This is a genomic window from Hydrogenophaga sp. (assembly GCF_026125825.1).
GTDB lineage: Bacteria > Pseudomonadota > Gammaproteobacteria > Burkholderiales > Burkholderiaceae_C > Hydrogenophaga.
In genome coordinates, this window is the sequence record NZ_JAHCKK010000005.1 from 40905 (window position 1) to 53788 (window position 12884).

A 12884-nucleotide genomic window follows, 5' to 3' on the forward strand; every position below is an offset into this window, starting at 1 on the left:
CGGCAAGGCCGCGGGCAGCCGCTCAGGGCGAACGGATCTCCACCACCTGGTCGATCGCGCCGAACAAGGCCTCGCCCTGCGGGCCGCCAGCCAGGATGCGCACGCGGTCCCCGTGCTGCAGGTAGGGCGGCAGGCGGTCCTCGGGCTCGCCCTGCAGCTGGGCTCGCACGCGGGCTTCGGTGATGCAGGCACTGCCCGAGGCGGGGTCGGCGTTGCTGACCGTGCCCGCTCCGACAATGCTGCCCGCCACCAGGGCCCGCGTGCGCGCCAGGTGGGCGATGATCTGCGCGAAGTTGAACACCACCTCGCTGTTGGCATGCGGTTCGCCGAAACGTTGGCCATTGACCTCGATGCGCACGCGCCCATCGAACATGTGGTCTTTCCAGGCCTCGCCCAGCGCGGCCGGGGTCACGGCAATCGGTGCGAAGCTGGTGGCGGGCTTGCTCTGGTAGAAGCCAAAGCCCTTGGCGAGCTCACCCGGGATCAGGCCGCGCAGCGACACGTCGTTGAGCAGCACCACCAGCGCGATGCGCCCGGCCGCCTGCTCGGCGGTCGTGCCCATGGGCACGTCCTGGGTGATCACCGCGACCTCGGCCTCCAGGTCCACCAGGTGCGCCGCGTCGGTGGCCACGATGGGGTCCAGGGGGCCGAGCATCACGTCCGAACCGCCCTGGTACACCAGGGGCTCGATGTCGTAGCGTGGCGGAATGGGCTCCTTGCGCCATTGGTAGATCAGGCGCGCGTGGTTGCGGTAGACCGAGGCGTCGGCCCACTGGTAGGCCCGGGGCAGCGGCGCCATGCACCGCGCGGGGTCCAGGGGCTCGGCGTGGCGCCAGCCCTCGGCCTGCAGCGCGAGGCGGCGCTGCTCCAGGCCCGGGGCCTGGGTGTCCCACGCGTCCAGCAGGGCTTGCATCGTGGGCAGGTCGCGGCCTGCGGGCACCCATTGCTGGCCATCGGGGCTGACCAGCATGAGTTCACCGTCCCGGGTGCCGTTGTGGCGTGTGGCGAGTCGCAGGTGCAGTGGGGGTAGGGGTGGGGTCATGGGGATGGTGGTTGACAGGGTCAGAGGCCGCGCTCGCGCACGCTCAGCGAGGAACGGAAGGGTTTCTTCAGCCGGTAGAGCTGGGCCGGGCGGTTGCGGCCGCCGAGCTTGGTCGCGCCGGGCACTTCTTCCAGGATGCCAAGGTCGTCGAGCTTGCGCCGGAAGTTGGGCAGGTTCAAGGGTTGCGCCAGCACGGCCTCGTAGACCGCATGAAGCTCGGGCACGGTGAACTCGTCGCCGCAGAGGAACGCCGGCAGCGACGAGTAGGCGGCCTTGCTGCGCACGCGCGCCACCACGCCGGCGATGATCTGCGCATGGTCGAAGGGCAGGGCGGGCAGCCTGCCCACCGGGAATCGCTGCACCGTCTCGCCCAGCAGGCGCGCGGGCACCAGGGCGTAGTAGACGACGCTGAGCGACCAGCCCCGTGGATCGCGGCCGGGGCCGGAGAAGGTGCCGTACTCTTCCAGGTAAGGGCTGGCGACACCGGCCTTGTGTTGCAGCACGCGCGCAGCCGCCGCGCCGGCGTGGTCGTCCCGGTCCTCCCGCACGCGGTCCCCGGGCAGCGCCCACAGGCCCTTGAAGGGCGCGCGCTCGCGCTTGAACAGCGCGACCGCCAGCTCGCCTTCGACCAGGGTCAGGAGCACGGCGTCGACGGTCAGGATGATGGACATGGCGGGGATTTTTCCGGGATTCTAATGCTTAGATTCAGAATGCACCGAATAGGCGATGGAGCTCTAATACTTAGATTATCGGTCTTGCTCAAGACTAAGATTCAAAAAGAATCAAAGTAGGTATACTGAGGCCATCGGCACCTGCCACGCGGAGGACGGACATGCGCACCCAGCTCCTGATCATCGACCCCCAGAACGACTTCTGTGACATCGAGGGCGCAGCGCTGCCGGTGGCCGGTGCGCGTGAAGACCTGCGGCGGCTGGCCCGCTTCATCGACGCGCACACGGCGCGCCTGAGCGACATCACGGTGACGCTGGATTCGCACGCGAGCGTGGCGGTCGAGCGCACCACCTTCTGGCTGACCCGCGAGGGGCAGGCCGTGGCGCCGTTCACCTTCATCACGGCCGCGGGCGTGAGGGCTGGCGACCACCGCCCGCGCGATGCCCGCCTGACCGGCCAGGTCGTGGCCATGCTCGATCAACTGGCCGCCGCGGGCAAGGACGGCATGGTGGTGTGGCCGGTGCACTGCGTCACGGGCACCTGGGGCCACAACATCCAGAGCGATCTCGCCGACAGCCTCGCCGCCTGGGAAATGGCCCACCAGCGCGCGGTGGCCAAGGTGCTCAAGGGGGCGTACCCGCTGAGCGAGCACTTCGGCGTCTTCGAGGCCGACGCGCCCGTGGCGTCGGTGCCGGGCACCCAGTTCAACCGCGAGCTGGCCGCGTCATTGGCCGACGGGGCCGACGTCGTCGCGTTCGCCGGTCAGGCATCGAGCCACTGCGTGGCCGCGAGCTACGACCAGTTCATGCGCTTCCTGGCCAGCGCGCCGGCGTTCGCGCCGCAGGTGGTGCTGCTGCGCGACTGCATGAGCCCGGTGCCCGGCTTTGAAACCCTGGCCGAGCGCCTCTTCGACAGGGCGCGCTCGGCCGGCACCCTGGTGCTGAGCGTGGACGAGTTCGCCGCGCGCATTCGCTGATGCCGGATCAAGACAAGGAGCACGCCATGGGCACTGCCACCGACACCCCCCCAGCGGCCGAGCCGGCGTTCTCGCCCGTCGTGACCTCGCTGCTGGGCACCGACCTCTACAAGTTCACGATGCTGCAGCCCATGCTGCACTCGATGCCGGCCAACCAGGCGGAGTACCGCTTCGTGTGCCGCAACCCGCCCGGCTATCCCTTGAGCGAGATCCGGGAGGAGGTCGAGCGCGAGATGGCGCACCTGTGCACCCTGCGTTTCAGCGAGGACGAGCTGCAATACCTGGGCGGCCTGCGCTACATGAAGTCCGACTTCGTCGACTTCCTGCGCATCTTCCAGCTCCAGCACCGCTACGTGACGGTGGGCGCCGAAGGCGAGCACCTGGTCATCGTGGCCAAGGGGCCGCAGATCCATGTGATGTTCTTCGAGATCTTCGTGCTGGCCATCGTCAACGAGATCTACTTCCGGCGCCTGTCCACGCCCGAGGTGCTGGCCGAAGGCCGCCGGCGCCTGCGCGAGAAGATTGCGCTGCTGCGCACCGTCGGCGCCCGGCGCCAGCACCCCTTCGAGTTCTTCGACTTCGGCGTGCGCCGCCGCTTCTCGGCCGCCTGGCAGGAGGAGGTGGTGGCCACGTTCGCGAAAGAGGTGCCCGGGTACTTCAAGGGCACCTCCAACGTGTACCTGGCCAAGAAGTACGGCCTGGTGCCGATCGGCACCATGGCGCACGAGTACCTGCAGACCTTCCAGGCCATGGGTGTGCAGCTCAAGGGCTTCCAGAAAGCCGCGCTGGAGACCTGGGTGCAGGAGTACCGCGGCGACCTGGGCGTGGCCCTGACCGATGTGGTGGGCATGGACGCCTTCCTGGCGGACTTCGACCTGTACTTCGCCAAGCTTTTCGATGGCCTGCGCCACGACTCGGGCGACCCGGTGGTGTGGGGCGAAAAAGCCCTGGCGCACTACGAGCGCCTGAAGATCAATGCCCACACCAAGCGCCTGGTGTTCTCCGACGGGCTGGACCTGCCGAGCGCGATCGGCCTCTACGAACACTTCGCCGACCGCATCCAGACCGGCTTTGGCATCGGCACCAACCTCACCAACGACATGGGGCTGCGGCCGCTGAACATCGTGATGAAGCTGGTGAGCTGCAACGGGCAGCCGGTGGCCAAGCTCTCGGACTCGCCGGGCAAGACGATCTGCGACGACGAGACCTTCCTGGCCTACCTGCGCCAGGTGTTCCGCATCGCGGCCTGAGGCGCAGCGCCGCCCCGCGACCGCGGTGGGTGTGCGACTGAATTCCACTCCTTGGAATTGGGGTGGTGCGCGCCCAGGGCAGTCGACCTAAGCTCCGCACAGGTGCGCACGGGGACGCCGTGCGCCCGTCCATACCCAGAACCGGAGACACAGACACATGAGCCACCCACTTCCCTTGTCGCGCCGCCGCTTCAGCGCTGCGCTCGGCGCCAGCCTCGTCCTGCCGTTCGCGGCGCCAGCGCAAGCCCAGGCGCAGGCCTTTCCGAACAAGCCGATCCGCATCCTGGTGCCGTTCGCGGCCGGCGGCCCGACCGACCTGATGGCGCGCGCCGTGGGCAAGAACCTCTCGACCTCCATGGGCCAGCCGGTGATCATCGAGAACAAGCCCGGTGGCGGTGGCGTGATCGCCATGGGCGAGGTGGCACGCGGTCCGGCCGACGGCTACACGCTCGTGTTCCCGTCCATCCTCGCGGTGACCAACCCCGCGCTGATGGCCAATTACCCATTCGACACGCTGCGCGATTTCGCGCCGCTGACGGTGGTGGGCTACATCCCGCATGCGCTGGTGGTGCGGCCCGATTTCCCCGCCAAGGACCTGCAGGCCCTGGTGGCCATGGCCAAGGCCGCGCCCGGCAGCGTCAACTACGGCTCCTCGGGCAACGGCACCTCGGCCCACCTTGGCGCCGCGCTGTTCGCGCAGCGCGCCGACATCAAGGTCACGCACGTGCCCTACCGCGGCGCGGCCCCGGCGGTGCAGGACCTGCTGGGCGGCCAGATCCAGTTCATGTTCCTCGACATGAGTTCCGCGCTGGCGCAGATCAAGACCGGCAAGCTGCGCGCGCTGGCCGTGGCCCCCGCCAACCGCTTCGCGGGCCTGCCCGAGGTGCCCACCGTCGCCGAGCAGGGCTACCCGGGGTTCAACGTGCACGGCTGGTACGGCCTCTTCGCCCGCAGCGGCACGCCCGCGCCGGTCATGCAGACGCTGTACGCCGAGGTGAAGAAGGCGCTGGCGTCGGCCGAGATCCGCGAGCTGTTCCAGAACTACGGCATCGAAGCCGGGGGCATGCCACCCGAGGACTACACCGAGATCGTGCGCAAGGACCTGGCCATGTGGAAGCGCACGGTGGACCAGCTTCAGATCACACTGCAATAAACTCATGATCATCGCGATTCCCGACGACTACCAGGACTGCGTGCGGCAGCTGGACTGCTTCGCCCAACTCGCCGGCCACGAGGTGCGCATCTTCAACGACTCGGTCAAGGGCACCGAGGCGCTGGCGGCGCGCCTGGCCGATGCCGAGGCCATCGTGCTCACGCGCGAGCGCACGCGCATCGACGCGGACTTGCTCGATCGCCTGCCCAAGCTGCGCCTGATCAGCCAGACCGGCAAGCTCGCGGGCCATGTGGACCTGGCCGCCTGCACCGCGCGCGGCGTGCTGGTGGCCGAAGGCAGTGGCGCGGGGTCGGCCACGGCCGAGATCGCCTGGGCCCTGGCGCTGGCCAGCCGGCGCCACCTGGTGAGCGAAGCCAACCGGCTGCGCCAGGGGCAGTGGCAGGGGCACCTGGGCCAGCAGCTCTGCGGCCAGCGCCTGGGCGTCTGGAGCTACGGCCGCATCGGCCGGCAGGTGGCGGGCTACGGGCGCGCTTTCGGCATGAAGGTGTGGGTGTGGGGCCGCGAGGCCTCGACCGCCGCCGCGCGCGCCGACGGCTTCGAGGTGGCGCCCTCGCGCGACGCCTTCTTTGCCCAGAGCGATGTGATCAGCCTGCATGTGCGGCTCCACGCCGAGACGGTGGGCATCGTCACGGCCCAGGACCTCGCCCGCATGAAGCCCACGGCGCTGCTGGTCAACACCAGCCGGGCCGAGCTGATCGAGCGCGGTGCGCTGGTGCACGCCCTGTCGCAGGGCCGGCCCGGTTTTGCCGCGGTCGATGTCTACGAGGAGGAGCCGGTGCTGGGCGCGGACCACCCCTTGCTGCGCCTGCCCAACGCGCTGTGCACCCCGCACATCGGCTATGTGGAGAAGGACAACTACGAGCGCTACTTCGGCATCGCCTTCGACCACATCGTGGCCTACGCGCAAGGCCGCCCGACCGGGGTGCTCAACCCCGAAGCCAGGACAGCAGCAGCGGGTTGATCGCGTCGGCCCGCTCGTACTGCACCCAGTGCCCGGCACCTGCCACGGTGCGGGTGTGGGCATCGCGCAGGGGCGCGGCCAGCGCGGCGGCGATGGTGGCGGGTTCGGCCGTCACATCGTGTTCACCCCAGGCCAGCAGGGTCGGCCCGGCGCAGCGGGCCAGCGCGTCGGCCAGGCCGCCGGCGCGCGAAATCTCCTTGCTGCGAAAGCGCGTGCGCACGCAGGCCTCGGTGTGCACGCGCAGCGCGAGCGCATCGATCTCGTCGGGCGCGCCGCTGAGCATGTGCATGGCCAGGTTGTGGCGCATGGCGCGCTCCACGGCGGGCGCGTCGCCCGCGCGCCAGGCGGGCTTCCAGTTGACCAGTTCGCCCCGGGGCCGGCGCGGCCCCTGGTGCCCGCCGCTGCCCAGCAAGGCCAGGCGCCGCACCTGCGGCCGTTGGGCGGCCAGGTGCGCGGCCACCAGGCCGCCGAAGGAGAAGCCCACCAGTTGCAGCGGCGTCTGTGCGCCGATCAACGCGTCCAGCGTGGACCGCGTGGGCGCCAGCAGCGAGGCCAGGCCTTCGCCTTCGGGCGCGTCCGAATCGCCGAAGCCGGGGAGGTCGGGCACCCACACCGTGTGTTGTCCGGCCAGGGCCTCGATGTTGCGCACCCAGTGCAACCAGCTGCCATGGCCGCCGTGCACCAGCACCACCGGCGTGCCGCTGCCGAAGCCGCGCCAGCAGACCTGGCCGCCGGCCCATGCCACGCGCTCGGTGCGGGCCTGCGCCGACAGGGTGTCGATCAGGGCCGCGTCAGTCCGCATGCGCGAGCACCACCACGCCGTCGGCCGCCTTCACGCCCTGGCCTTCGGGCAGCACGAACACCGGGTTGATCTCGGCCTCGATCAGGCGCTCGCCGAGCTGCGCGGTCATCTGGGAGAACGCGACGATGGCCGAGACCAGGGCCTCGACGTCGGCCTTGGGGCGGCCCCGGTAGCCGTCGAGCAGGGGCCAGGTCCGCAGCTCGCGCAACATGCCGTGCGCCACCGCCCGGCTCAGGCCGCCTTGCGGGGGCAGCATGCGCAGGGTGGTGTCCTTGAACAGCTCGGCGGTGATCCCGCCCATGCCCAGCAGGATGGCGGTGCCCAGCGCATCGCGGTGCATGCCGAGGATGAGCTCGGTGCCTCCCGAGACCATCTCCTGCACCAGAAAGCGCGTGGGCTTCACACCGGCCCGGGCCTGCACCTCGTCGGCCATGCGGGTCAGGCGCGCGCCGATCTGCCCGGGTGCGACGCCGACGGCCACGCCGCCCACGTCGCTCTTGTGCGTGATCTCGCCGGTGAGGATCTTCAGCACCACGCGCTCGCCCAGCGCGCGCGCGGCCTGCTCGGCCTCGGCGGGTGAGCCCACCACGGTCTCGGCGGTGCAGGGGATGCCAAAGCGCGTGAACAGCCGCTTGCACTCGGCTTCGTCGAGCGAGCCGCCGCCGATGTCCTGCACCGCCACCGGGGCGCCCGGCGGCGCGGCGGCCGGTTCGGCCCAGCGGCGGGTTTGCAGCATGCTGTTGAGGGCCACGCTGCAGCTCTCGGCGTCGGCGAAGGCGGGCACGCCGCGCTGCGTCAGCAGGGCGGCCACCTGGGGCGCGTGCGGGCTCACATAGGCGATCACCGGCTTGTCGCTCAGCGGCAGGCAGTCCTGGATGGCGTTGGCCATCAGCTCGGGCATGGCCAGGCTGGACGAGCCCACGATGATGGTCAGCGCGTCGTAGCTCGGGCTCTCCAGCAGGGCGCGGATGGCGCCGCGCAGCAGCTCGGGTTGCAGGCCGGCCAGCGTCACGTCGATCGGGTTGCGGTCCAGCGCGGCCTGGTCGCCGGTCTGCAGCGCGCGCAGTTTCGCGGCGGTGGCCTCGTCGGGCGGCGGGGTCTCCAGGCCCGAGACGCCGTAGCTGTCCGACACCAGGGTGCCGGCGCCGCCGGTGGAGGTGAGGATGGCCACGCGCGGGCCGCGCAGCACGCGGCCGGTGGACAGCGCCGCCGGAATGTCCAGCAGGTCGCTGAAGGTCTGCGCGCGGATCACGCCCACCTCCTTGAAGAGCGCGTCGTACATGCGGTCGGCGCCCGCGAGCGCACCGGTGTGCGACACGGCGGCCTGCGCGCCGGCCTCCGAGCGGCCGATCTTGAACGCCACCACCGGCTTGCCCGCGCGCGCCGCCTTCAGCGCGGCCTGGCGGAAGCGTTCCGGATGGCGCACGCTCTCCACGTACAGCGCGATGACCCGCGTGGCCTCGTCGTCGGCCAGGTGGTCCACGAAATCGGCGAGGTCCAGGTCCACCTCGTTGCTGGTGGAGATCAGCTTGGACAGCCCGATGCCGCGCGCTGCCGCGCGCGAGAGCAGGGCGCCCAGGATGCCGCCGCTTTGCGAGACCACGCCCACCGGGCCGGCGGGAAAGTGGTCCATCTCCAGCGCGCCGCTGGCCGAGAGGACGATGTGGTCGGTGAGGTTGACCAGGCCGATGGTGTTCGGCCCGAGGATGCGCATGGAGCCCGCGGCCTGGCGCAACTGCGCCTGGCGGCGCGCGCCTTCCTCGCCGGTCTCGGTGTAGCCGCTGGCCAGCACGATGGCCGCGGCCGTGCCGCGCGCGGACAGGTCCGACACGGCCTTGTGCGCGCGCTCGGCCCCGAGCAGCACGATGCCCACGTCCGGCACGGCCGGCAGCGAGGCCACGTCGGGATAGCAGCGCAGCCCGTCGATGTGGTCCACGCGCGGGTTGATCGGGTAGATGTCGCCGGTGAAGCCGTGCTTGCGCAGATAGGCCACCGGGCGGCCGGCGGTCTTGCCCGCGTCGGCCGAGGCGCCGATGACGGCCACGCTGCGCGGCTGCAGCAGCCGGGAAATGGGAGACAAGGGCGTCATGGGGCGTTCATTCCTTGGGCGCGGCCTTGTTCAGGAAGGCCATCACCGAATCGCGGTGCTCGGTGCTGGTGTAGCAGATGCCCTGCGCCTGGCTGCCCTGGGCGAACACCTGCTGCGCCGGCAACTCGAAGGTCTGGTTCAGGATGGTCTTGCTCAGTGCCAGTGCCGTGGCCGAGCCCTGGCTGAGCTCGCGCGCCCAGGCCTGGGCGTCGGCCAGCAGGCGGTCCGCCGAGGTCTTGCGGTCCGCGATGCCGAGCGAGAGTGCCTCGTCGGCATCCACCTTGCGGCCGGTGAAGATCAGCTGCTTGGCCATCGGCAGGCCCACGCGGCGCGGCAGAAAGTACATGCCGCCGCCGTCGGGCACGATGCCGCGGTGGATGTACGACCAGGTGAAGCTGGCCCACTCGCTGGCCATCACGAAGTCGCAGGCCAGGGCGGTGTCCGCGCCCAGGCCGGAGGCCGCGCCGTTGACAGCGGCGATCACCGGCTTGGGCATGGTGTGCAGCAGCATCTGCGTGTGGTGCACGCGCTGCTGCCGGTGCCAGCCGTTGAAACCCACTTCGCCCGCCGGGGCGTTCATGCGCTTTTCCATGCCCGCCACGTCACCGCCCGCGCAGAAGCCTTTGCCCGCGCCGGTGAGCACCAGCGCGCGGATGGCCTTGTCGGCCGCGACCTGCTCCAGTGCGTGGATGAACTCGGCGCGCATGGCGTCGCTCATGGCGTTGCGTTTCTCGGGCCGGTTCAGCGTGAGCGTGGCGATGCCGGTGTCAACCTGCAGATCGATCAGGGGAGGCGTGGACATGGTGGGTTCCAGAGGGAGAGGTCAGTTCGAGGTGATGTTGTTTTCTTTGACGATCTTGCGCCAGCGCGCTTCTTCGGCGCGCACATAGGTCTCCAGTTCGGCGGGCGCGCCAGCGCTGATCACCAGGCCCTCCTGCTCGACCTTCTTGCGGAACTCGTCGGTGGACACGGCCTTCTTCGCGGCGGCGTTGAGCTTGTGGATGACATCGGGCGGCGTGCCGGCGGGCGCGTACAGGCCGTACCAGCTCTCCATCACGTAGCCGGGGATGGTCTCCGCGATCGTGGGCACGTTCTTGAGCACCTGCGAGCGCTCGGCCCCGGTCACGCCCAGCGCGCGCAGCTTGCCGCTCTCCAGGCCCGAGGACACGGCGGTGGCGGTGCCGAAGATCATGTCCACCTGCCCACCCATCAGGTCGGTGAGCGCGGGGCCCGCGCCGCGGTAGGGGATGTGCTTCATCTGCACCTTGCCGAGGTTGTCGAACATCTCGCCGGCCAGGTGCGCCGAGGTGCCGTTGCCCTGCGAGGCGTAGTTGAGCTTGCCCGGGTTGGCGCGGGCCGCCTCCAGGACGTCCTTGACGGACTTGTACGGGCTCTCGGCGCGCACCACCAGCACGTTGGGGCCCTTGCCGATGAGGATCACCGGCGCAAATGCCTTGTCGTTGTCGTAGGGCAGCCTGGGCATCAGGCTGGGGTTGACCGCGTGCGCGAAGGTGGAGATCACCAGCGTGTAGCCATCGGCCGGGCTCTTGGCCACCAGGTCGGTGCCGATGATCGTGCCCGCGCCGGGCTTGTTCTCGATCACCACCGTCTGGCCCAGCTCCCTGGACATGCCCAGGCCCAGGGTGCGCGCGATCAGGTCGGTGCCGCCGCCCGGGGCGAAGGGCACGACCAGGCGGATCGGCTTGTCGGGGAACTGGGCCAGCGCGGCGGTGGCGGCCAGCGCCGCCGACACGAAGAGAAGGCTCATCCGCGCTGCGGCGGTTCGACGGGAAAAGGGCATGGTTGTCTCCGGTAGGGCCATGGGGAAAACGGTGTTCTTCTCAGGGAAGCATGCTACGGTCGATGCTTCCCGGCCGCACCCCTTCAATTCCAATCAGTGGAATTCCGCGCATGAAGAACCCACCCGATCCGACCCCGTCCGAGGACAGCTTTGGCAGCTCGCCCACCAACCGATCCCTGGAGCGCGGCATCCTGATCCTGCGTGCCTTTCGCCCCGGCTCCAGCTGGCTGGGCAACGGCGACCTCGCGGAGCGCACCGGCCTGTCGCCCTCCACCATCAGCCGCCTCACGCAGACCCTGGTGGGCGCGGGCCTGCTGCAGCACGACCGCCAGCGCCGCGCGTACCGGCTCGCGCCGCCGGTGCTGAGCTTCGCGCACGCCATGCGGGCGGGCTCCCAGGTGCTCGCGGTGGCCGCGCCGCGCATGCGCGCACTGGCCGAAAGCCAGCGCGTCAACGTGGGCCTGGCCGCGCCCGACCACGACGAGATGGTGTACCTCGAATCCATCCGCTACAACCGCCGCGTGGCGCTGCGCAACGTGGTCTCGGGCCAGCGGGTGCCGATGGAACTCACCTCGCTGGGCCGGGCCTACCTCTCCACCGTGCCGGCGGGCCGGCGCAAGGCGCTGTTCGCCGTGTTCCAGCGGCGCTGCGGCAGCCACTGGCCCGAGGTGCAGGCCGACATCCTGGCGGCCATCCGGCAAGTGCACGAGCAGGGCTACTGCGCGGCGTCCTGGCAGCCCGAGGTGGTGGCCATGGCCATGCCGCTGAGCACGGTGGAAGGTGTGCACGTGCTCAACCTCAGCGTCTCCACCGACGAGCCGCTCTCGCGCGTGGTGCGCGAGCTCTCGGGCTCGCTCAAGGCGCTGGCCGCGGATCTGCAGGGCGCGCTGGCGCGGGAGACGGTGGCATGAGCGCGCCCGGGCCGGCCGTGTGCGGTGCCGAACAGACCTGGCGGGCGCGCCTGCTTACAAAGGCGCCATGATGAAAAAACTGCCTTCCCTGTTCTGGCCGGCCGCGCTGCTCGCTGGCGCCTTGCTCGCCTCCGGGTGTGCCGTGCGCGTGCCCGACAACGTGCGACCCGTGACCTCCTTCGATGTCAAGCGGTACGCGGGCACCTGGTACGAGCTGGCGCGCATCGACCACCGCTTCGAGAAAGGCCTGGTCAACACCACCGCGCAATACAGCCTGAACCCGGACGGCACCGTCAAAGTGGTCAACCGCGGCTTCAACCCGGCGAAGAACGAGTGGAAGGAGGCCACTGGCACGGCCCGCTTCCTGGGCGACCCCGGCACGGCCGCGCTGAAGGTGTCCTTCTTCGGGCCCTTCTACGGCGGCTACAACGTGGTTCACCTCAGCGACGACTACCAGACCGCGCTCGTGATCGGCAACACGCGCGATTACTTCTGGCTGCTTTCGCGGCAGAAGACGATGCCCGAGGCGCAGAAACAGGCGCTGCTGGCCCAGGCTGCCCGCATGGGGGTGGACCTGAACAAGGTGATCCACGTTCCCCAGCAATGAGCGGGGGTGTTGCCGGGCGGTGAAAGCCCGGTGACGAATTCACGCTTTCACGGGCTTTCTGCGCCTGGCGGGCGGTGGGGGCCGCGCGTGCGCGCCAGGGTCTGCAGAATCCAGCCAGTCGAACTTCTCTTCTGGCCATGCCCGTCATCCCGTTTCCCTTGTCCCACAGCCGGCCTAGCGCGCCCGCCGAGCGTGCCCCGGAGCCACCCGGGCGCCTGCGGCCCGACGAAGTGGATGCGCTGACCCAGCTGGACTTCTACGACCGCGCCCGTTCGCATGAAGACAACGGCACGCTGCTCATCGAGCCCGAGGACGAGGCCCAGCTGGTGCGCTACCTGGAATTCCACGGCCTGCGCCTGCCGCGCGCGGTGGCGGCCAGACAGGTGCTGGAGCTGTGCAACGACCTGCGCTGGTCCTACGGCGAGGCCGTGCGCTGCGCGGCGCGCGGCGAGGCCGACATCGCCGTCCACTTCCCCGGGCTCAACGCCGAGAAGCTGGACTACGTTCGCGCCATCGCCAGCCAAGAGCGGGGGATGGCGCGGGACCTCGCGAGAAAGCTCTTCGCCGGTCGCGGCGGCGAGGTGTTTCTGTACTGAGGG

Annotated in this window: 13 protein-coding genes; 7 read left to right on the forward strand and 6 right to left on the reverse strand. The window is 70.2% G+C overall.

The window, feature by feature from the left end:
* Positions 1 to 22: 22 nt before the first annotated feature.
* Together KIT86_RS03870 and KIT86_RS03875 are read right to left on the reverse strand one after the other, a co-directional pair.
* A complete protein-coding gene (locus KIT86_RS03870) occupies positions 23 to 1042 on the reverse strand; it encodes a fumarylacetoacetate hydrolase family protein (RefSeq protein WP_297395202.1) in 1020 nt (339 codons plus the stop codon).
* Positions 1043 to 1062: 20 nt separating this feature from the next.
* Positions 1063 to 1713, reverse strand: a complete 651-nt coding sequence (locus KIT86_RS03875; protein ID WP_297395203.1) for an NUDIX domain-containing protein — start codon at positions 1711 to 1713, stop codon at positions 1063 to 1065.
* 161 nt (positions 1714 to 1874) lie between these two features.
* On the opposite strand from KIT86_RS03875, the gene KIT86_RS03880 reads away from it, so the two are divergent.
* The 4 genes from KIT86_RS03880 to KIT86_RS03895 all read left to right on the forward strand — a co-directional run bounded on the left by KIT86_RS03880 (position 1875) and on the right by KIT86_RS03895 (position 6075).
* A complete protein-coding gene (locus tag KIT86_RS03880; protein ID WP_297395204.1) occupies positions 1875 to 2690 on the forward strand; it encodes an isochorismatase family protein in 816 nt (271 codons plus the stop codon).
* A gap of 26 nt (positions 2691 to 2716) precedes the next feature.
* Positions 2717 to 3940: a nicotinate phosphoribosyltransferase gene (gene pncB / locus KIT86_RS03885; RefSeq protein WP_297395206.1), complete on the forward strand. Its 1224-nt coding sequence runs from the start codon at positions 2717 to 2719 to the stop codon at positions 3938 to 3940.
* Between the two features lie 157 nt (positions 3941 to 4097).
* A complete protein-coding gene (locus tag KIT86_RS03890) occupies positions 4098 to 5093 on the forward strand; it encodes a tripartite tricarboxylate transporter substrate binding protein (RefSeq protein WP_297395208.1) in 996 nt (331 codons plus the stop codon).
* 4 nt (positions 5094 to 5097) lie between these two features.
* Entirely contained in the window at positions 5098 to 6075 is a 978-nt protein-coding gene (locus KIT86_RS03895) for a D-2-hydroxyacid dehydrogenase family protein (RefSeq protein ID WP_297395209.1), read from the forward strand.
* On the opposite strand, the gene KIT86_RS03900 is transcribed toward KIT86_RS03895, so the two are convergent.
* Genes KIT86_RS03900 through KIT86_RS03915 form a run of 4 tightly spaced genes read right to left on the reverse strand, consistent with a single transcriptional unit; the run spans position 6041 to position 10767 of the window.
* Positions 6041 to 6877 carry an alpha/beta fold hydrolase gene (locus KIT86_RS03900; RefSeq protein WP_297395210.1) on the reverse strand — a complete coding sequence of 279 codons (837 nt, stop codon included), beginning with the start codon at positions 6875 to 6877 and terminating at the stop codon, positions 6041 to 6043. The genes KIT86_RS03895 and KIT86_RS03900 overlap by 35 nt on opposite strands.
* The gene (locus tag KIT86_RS03905; protein ID WP_297395211.1) at positions 6867 to 8966 is read right to left on the reverse strand and encodes an acetate--CoA ligase family protein; all 2100 of its coding nucleotides are present in this window, start codon (positions 8964 to 8966) and stop codon (positions 6867 to 6869) included. Before KIT86_RS03905 ends, KIT86_RS03900 begins: the two co-directional genes overlap by 11 nt.
* A 7-nt stretch (positions 8967 to 8973) precedes the next feature.
* A complete protein-coding gene (locus KIT86_RS03910; RefSeq protein WP_297395213.1) occupies positions 8974 to 9768 on the reverse strand; it encodes an enoyl-CoA hydratase/isomerase family protein in 795 nt (264 codons plus the stop codon).
* A gap of 21 nt (positions 9769 to 9789) precedes the next feature.
* Positions 9790 to 10767: a tripartite tricarboxylate transporter substrate binding protein gene (locus KIT86_RS03915; RefSeq protein ID WP_297395214.1), complete on the reverse strand. Its 978-nt coding sequence runs from the start codon at positions 10765 to 10767 to the stop codon at positions 9790 to 9792.
* Positions 10768 to 10877: 110 nt separating this feature from the next.
* Here KIT86_RS03915 and KIT86_RS03920 point away from each other — a divergent pair, with 110 nt between their 5' ends.
* The 3 genes from KIT86_RS03920 (at position 10878) to KIT86_RS03930 (ending at position 12881) form a co-directional block, all read left to right on the forward strand.
* Entirely contained in the window at positions 10878 to 11678 is an 801-nt protein-coding gene (locus KIT86_RS03920; RefSeq protein WP_297395215.1) for an IclR family transcriptional regulator, read from the forward strand.
* A 67-nt stretch (positions 11679 to 11745) separates the two neighbouring features.
* Positions 11746 to 12285: a lipocalin family protein gene (locus KIT86_RS03925; protein WP_367185419.1), complete on the forward strand. Its 540-nt coding sequence runs from the start codon at positions 11746 to 11748 to the stop codon at positions 12283 to 12285.
* Positions 12286 to 12422: 137 nt separating this feature from the next.
* Complete coding sequence (locus KIT86_RS03930) at positions 12423 to 12881, forward strand: hypothetical protein (protein WP_297395216.1); 459 nt, start codon at positions 12423 to 12425, stop codon at positions 12879 to 12881.
* Positions 12882 to 12884: the final 3 nt, after the last annotated feature.

Excerpts from the sequence above, each read along its gene's own strand:
- KIT86_RS03910 (WP_297395213.1), bottom strand. The coding sequence starts at position 9,768 with ATGTCCACGCCTCCCCTGATCGATCTGCAGGTTGACACCGGCATCGCC.
- KIT86_RS03905 (WP_297395211.1), bottom strand. The coding sequence starts at position 8,966 with ATGACGCCCTTGTCTCCCATTTCCCGGCTGCTGCAGCCGCGCAGCGTG.
- KIT86_RS03875 (WP_297395203.1), bottom strand. The coding sequence starts at position 1,713 with ATGTCCATCATCCTGACCGTCGACGCCGTGCTCCTGACCCTGGTCGAA.
- KIT86_RS03890 (WP_297395208.1), top strand. The coding sequence starts at position 4,098 with ATGAGCCACCCACTTCCCTTGTCGCGCCGCCGCTTCAGCGCTGCGCTC.
- KIT86_RS03925 (WP_367185419.1), top strand. The coding sequence starts at position 11,746 with ATGATGAAAAAACTGCCTTCCCTGTTCTGGCCGGCCGCGCTGCTCGCT.
- KIT86_RS03880 (WP_297395204.1), top strand. The coding sequence starts at position 1,875 with ATGCGCACCCAGCTCCTGATCATCGACCCCCAGAACGACTTCTGTGAC.
- KIT86_RS03920 (WP_297395215.1), top strand. The coding sequence starts at position 10,878 with ATGAAGAACCCACCCGATCCGACCCCGTCCGAGGACAGCTTTGGCAGC.
- KIT86_RS03870 (WP_297395202.1), bottom strand. The coding sequence starts at position 1,042 with ATGACCCCACCCCTACCCCCACTGCACCTGCGACTCGCCACACGCCAC.
- KIT86_RS03895 (WP_297395209.1), top strand. The coding sequence starts at position 5,098 with ATGATCATCGCGATTCCCGACGACTACCAGGACTGCGTGCGGCAGCTG.
- pncB (WP_297395206.1), top strand. The coding sequence starts at position 2,717 with ATGGGCACTGCCACCGACACCCCCCCAGCGGCCGAGCCGGCGTTCTCG.
- KIT86_RS03930 (WP_297395216.1), top strand. The coding sequence starts at position 12,423 with ATGCCCGTCATCCCGTTTCCCTTGTCCCACAGCCGGCCTAGCGCGCCC.
- KIT86_RS03900 (WP_297395210.1), bottom strand. The coding sequence starts at position 6,877 with ATGCGGACTGACGCGGCCCTGATCGACACCCTGTCGGCGCAGGCCCGC.
- KIT86_RS03915 (WP_297395214.1), bottom strand. The coding sequence starts at position 10,767 with ATGCCCTTTTCCCGTCGAACCGCCGCAGCGCGGATGAGCCTTCTCTTC.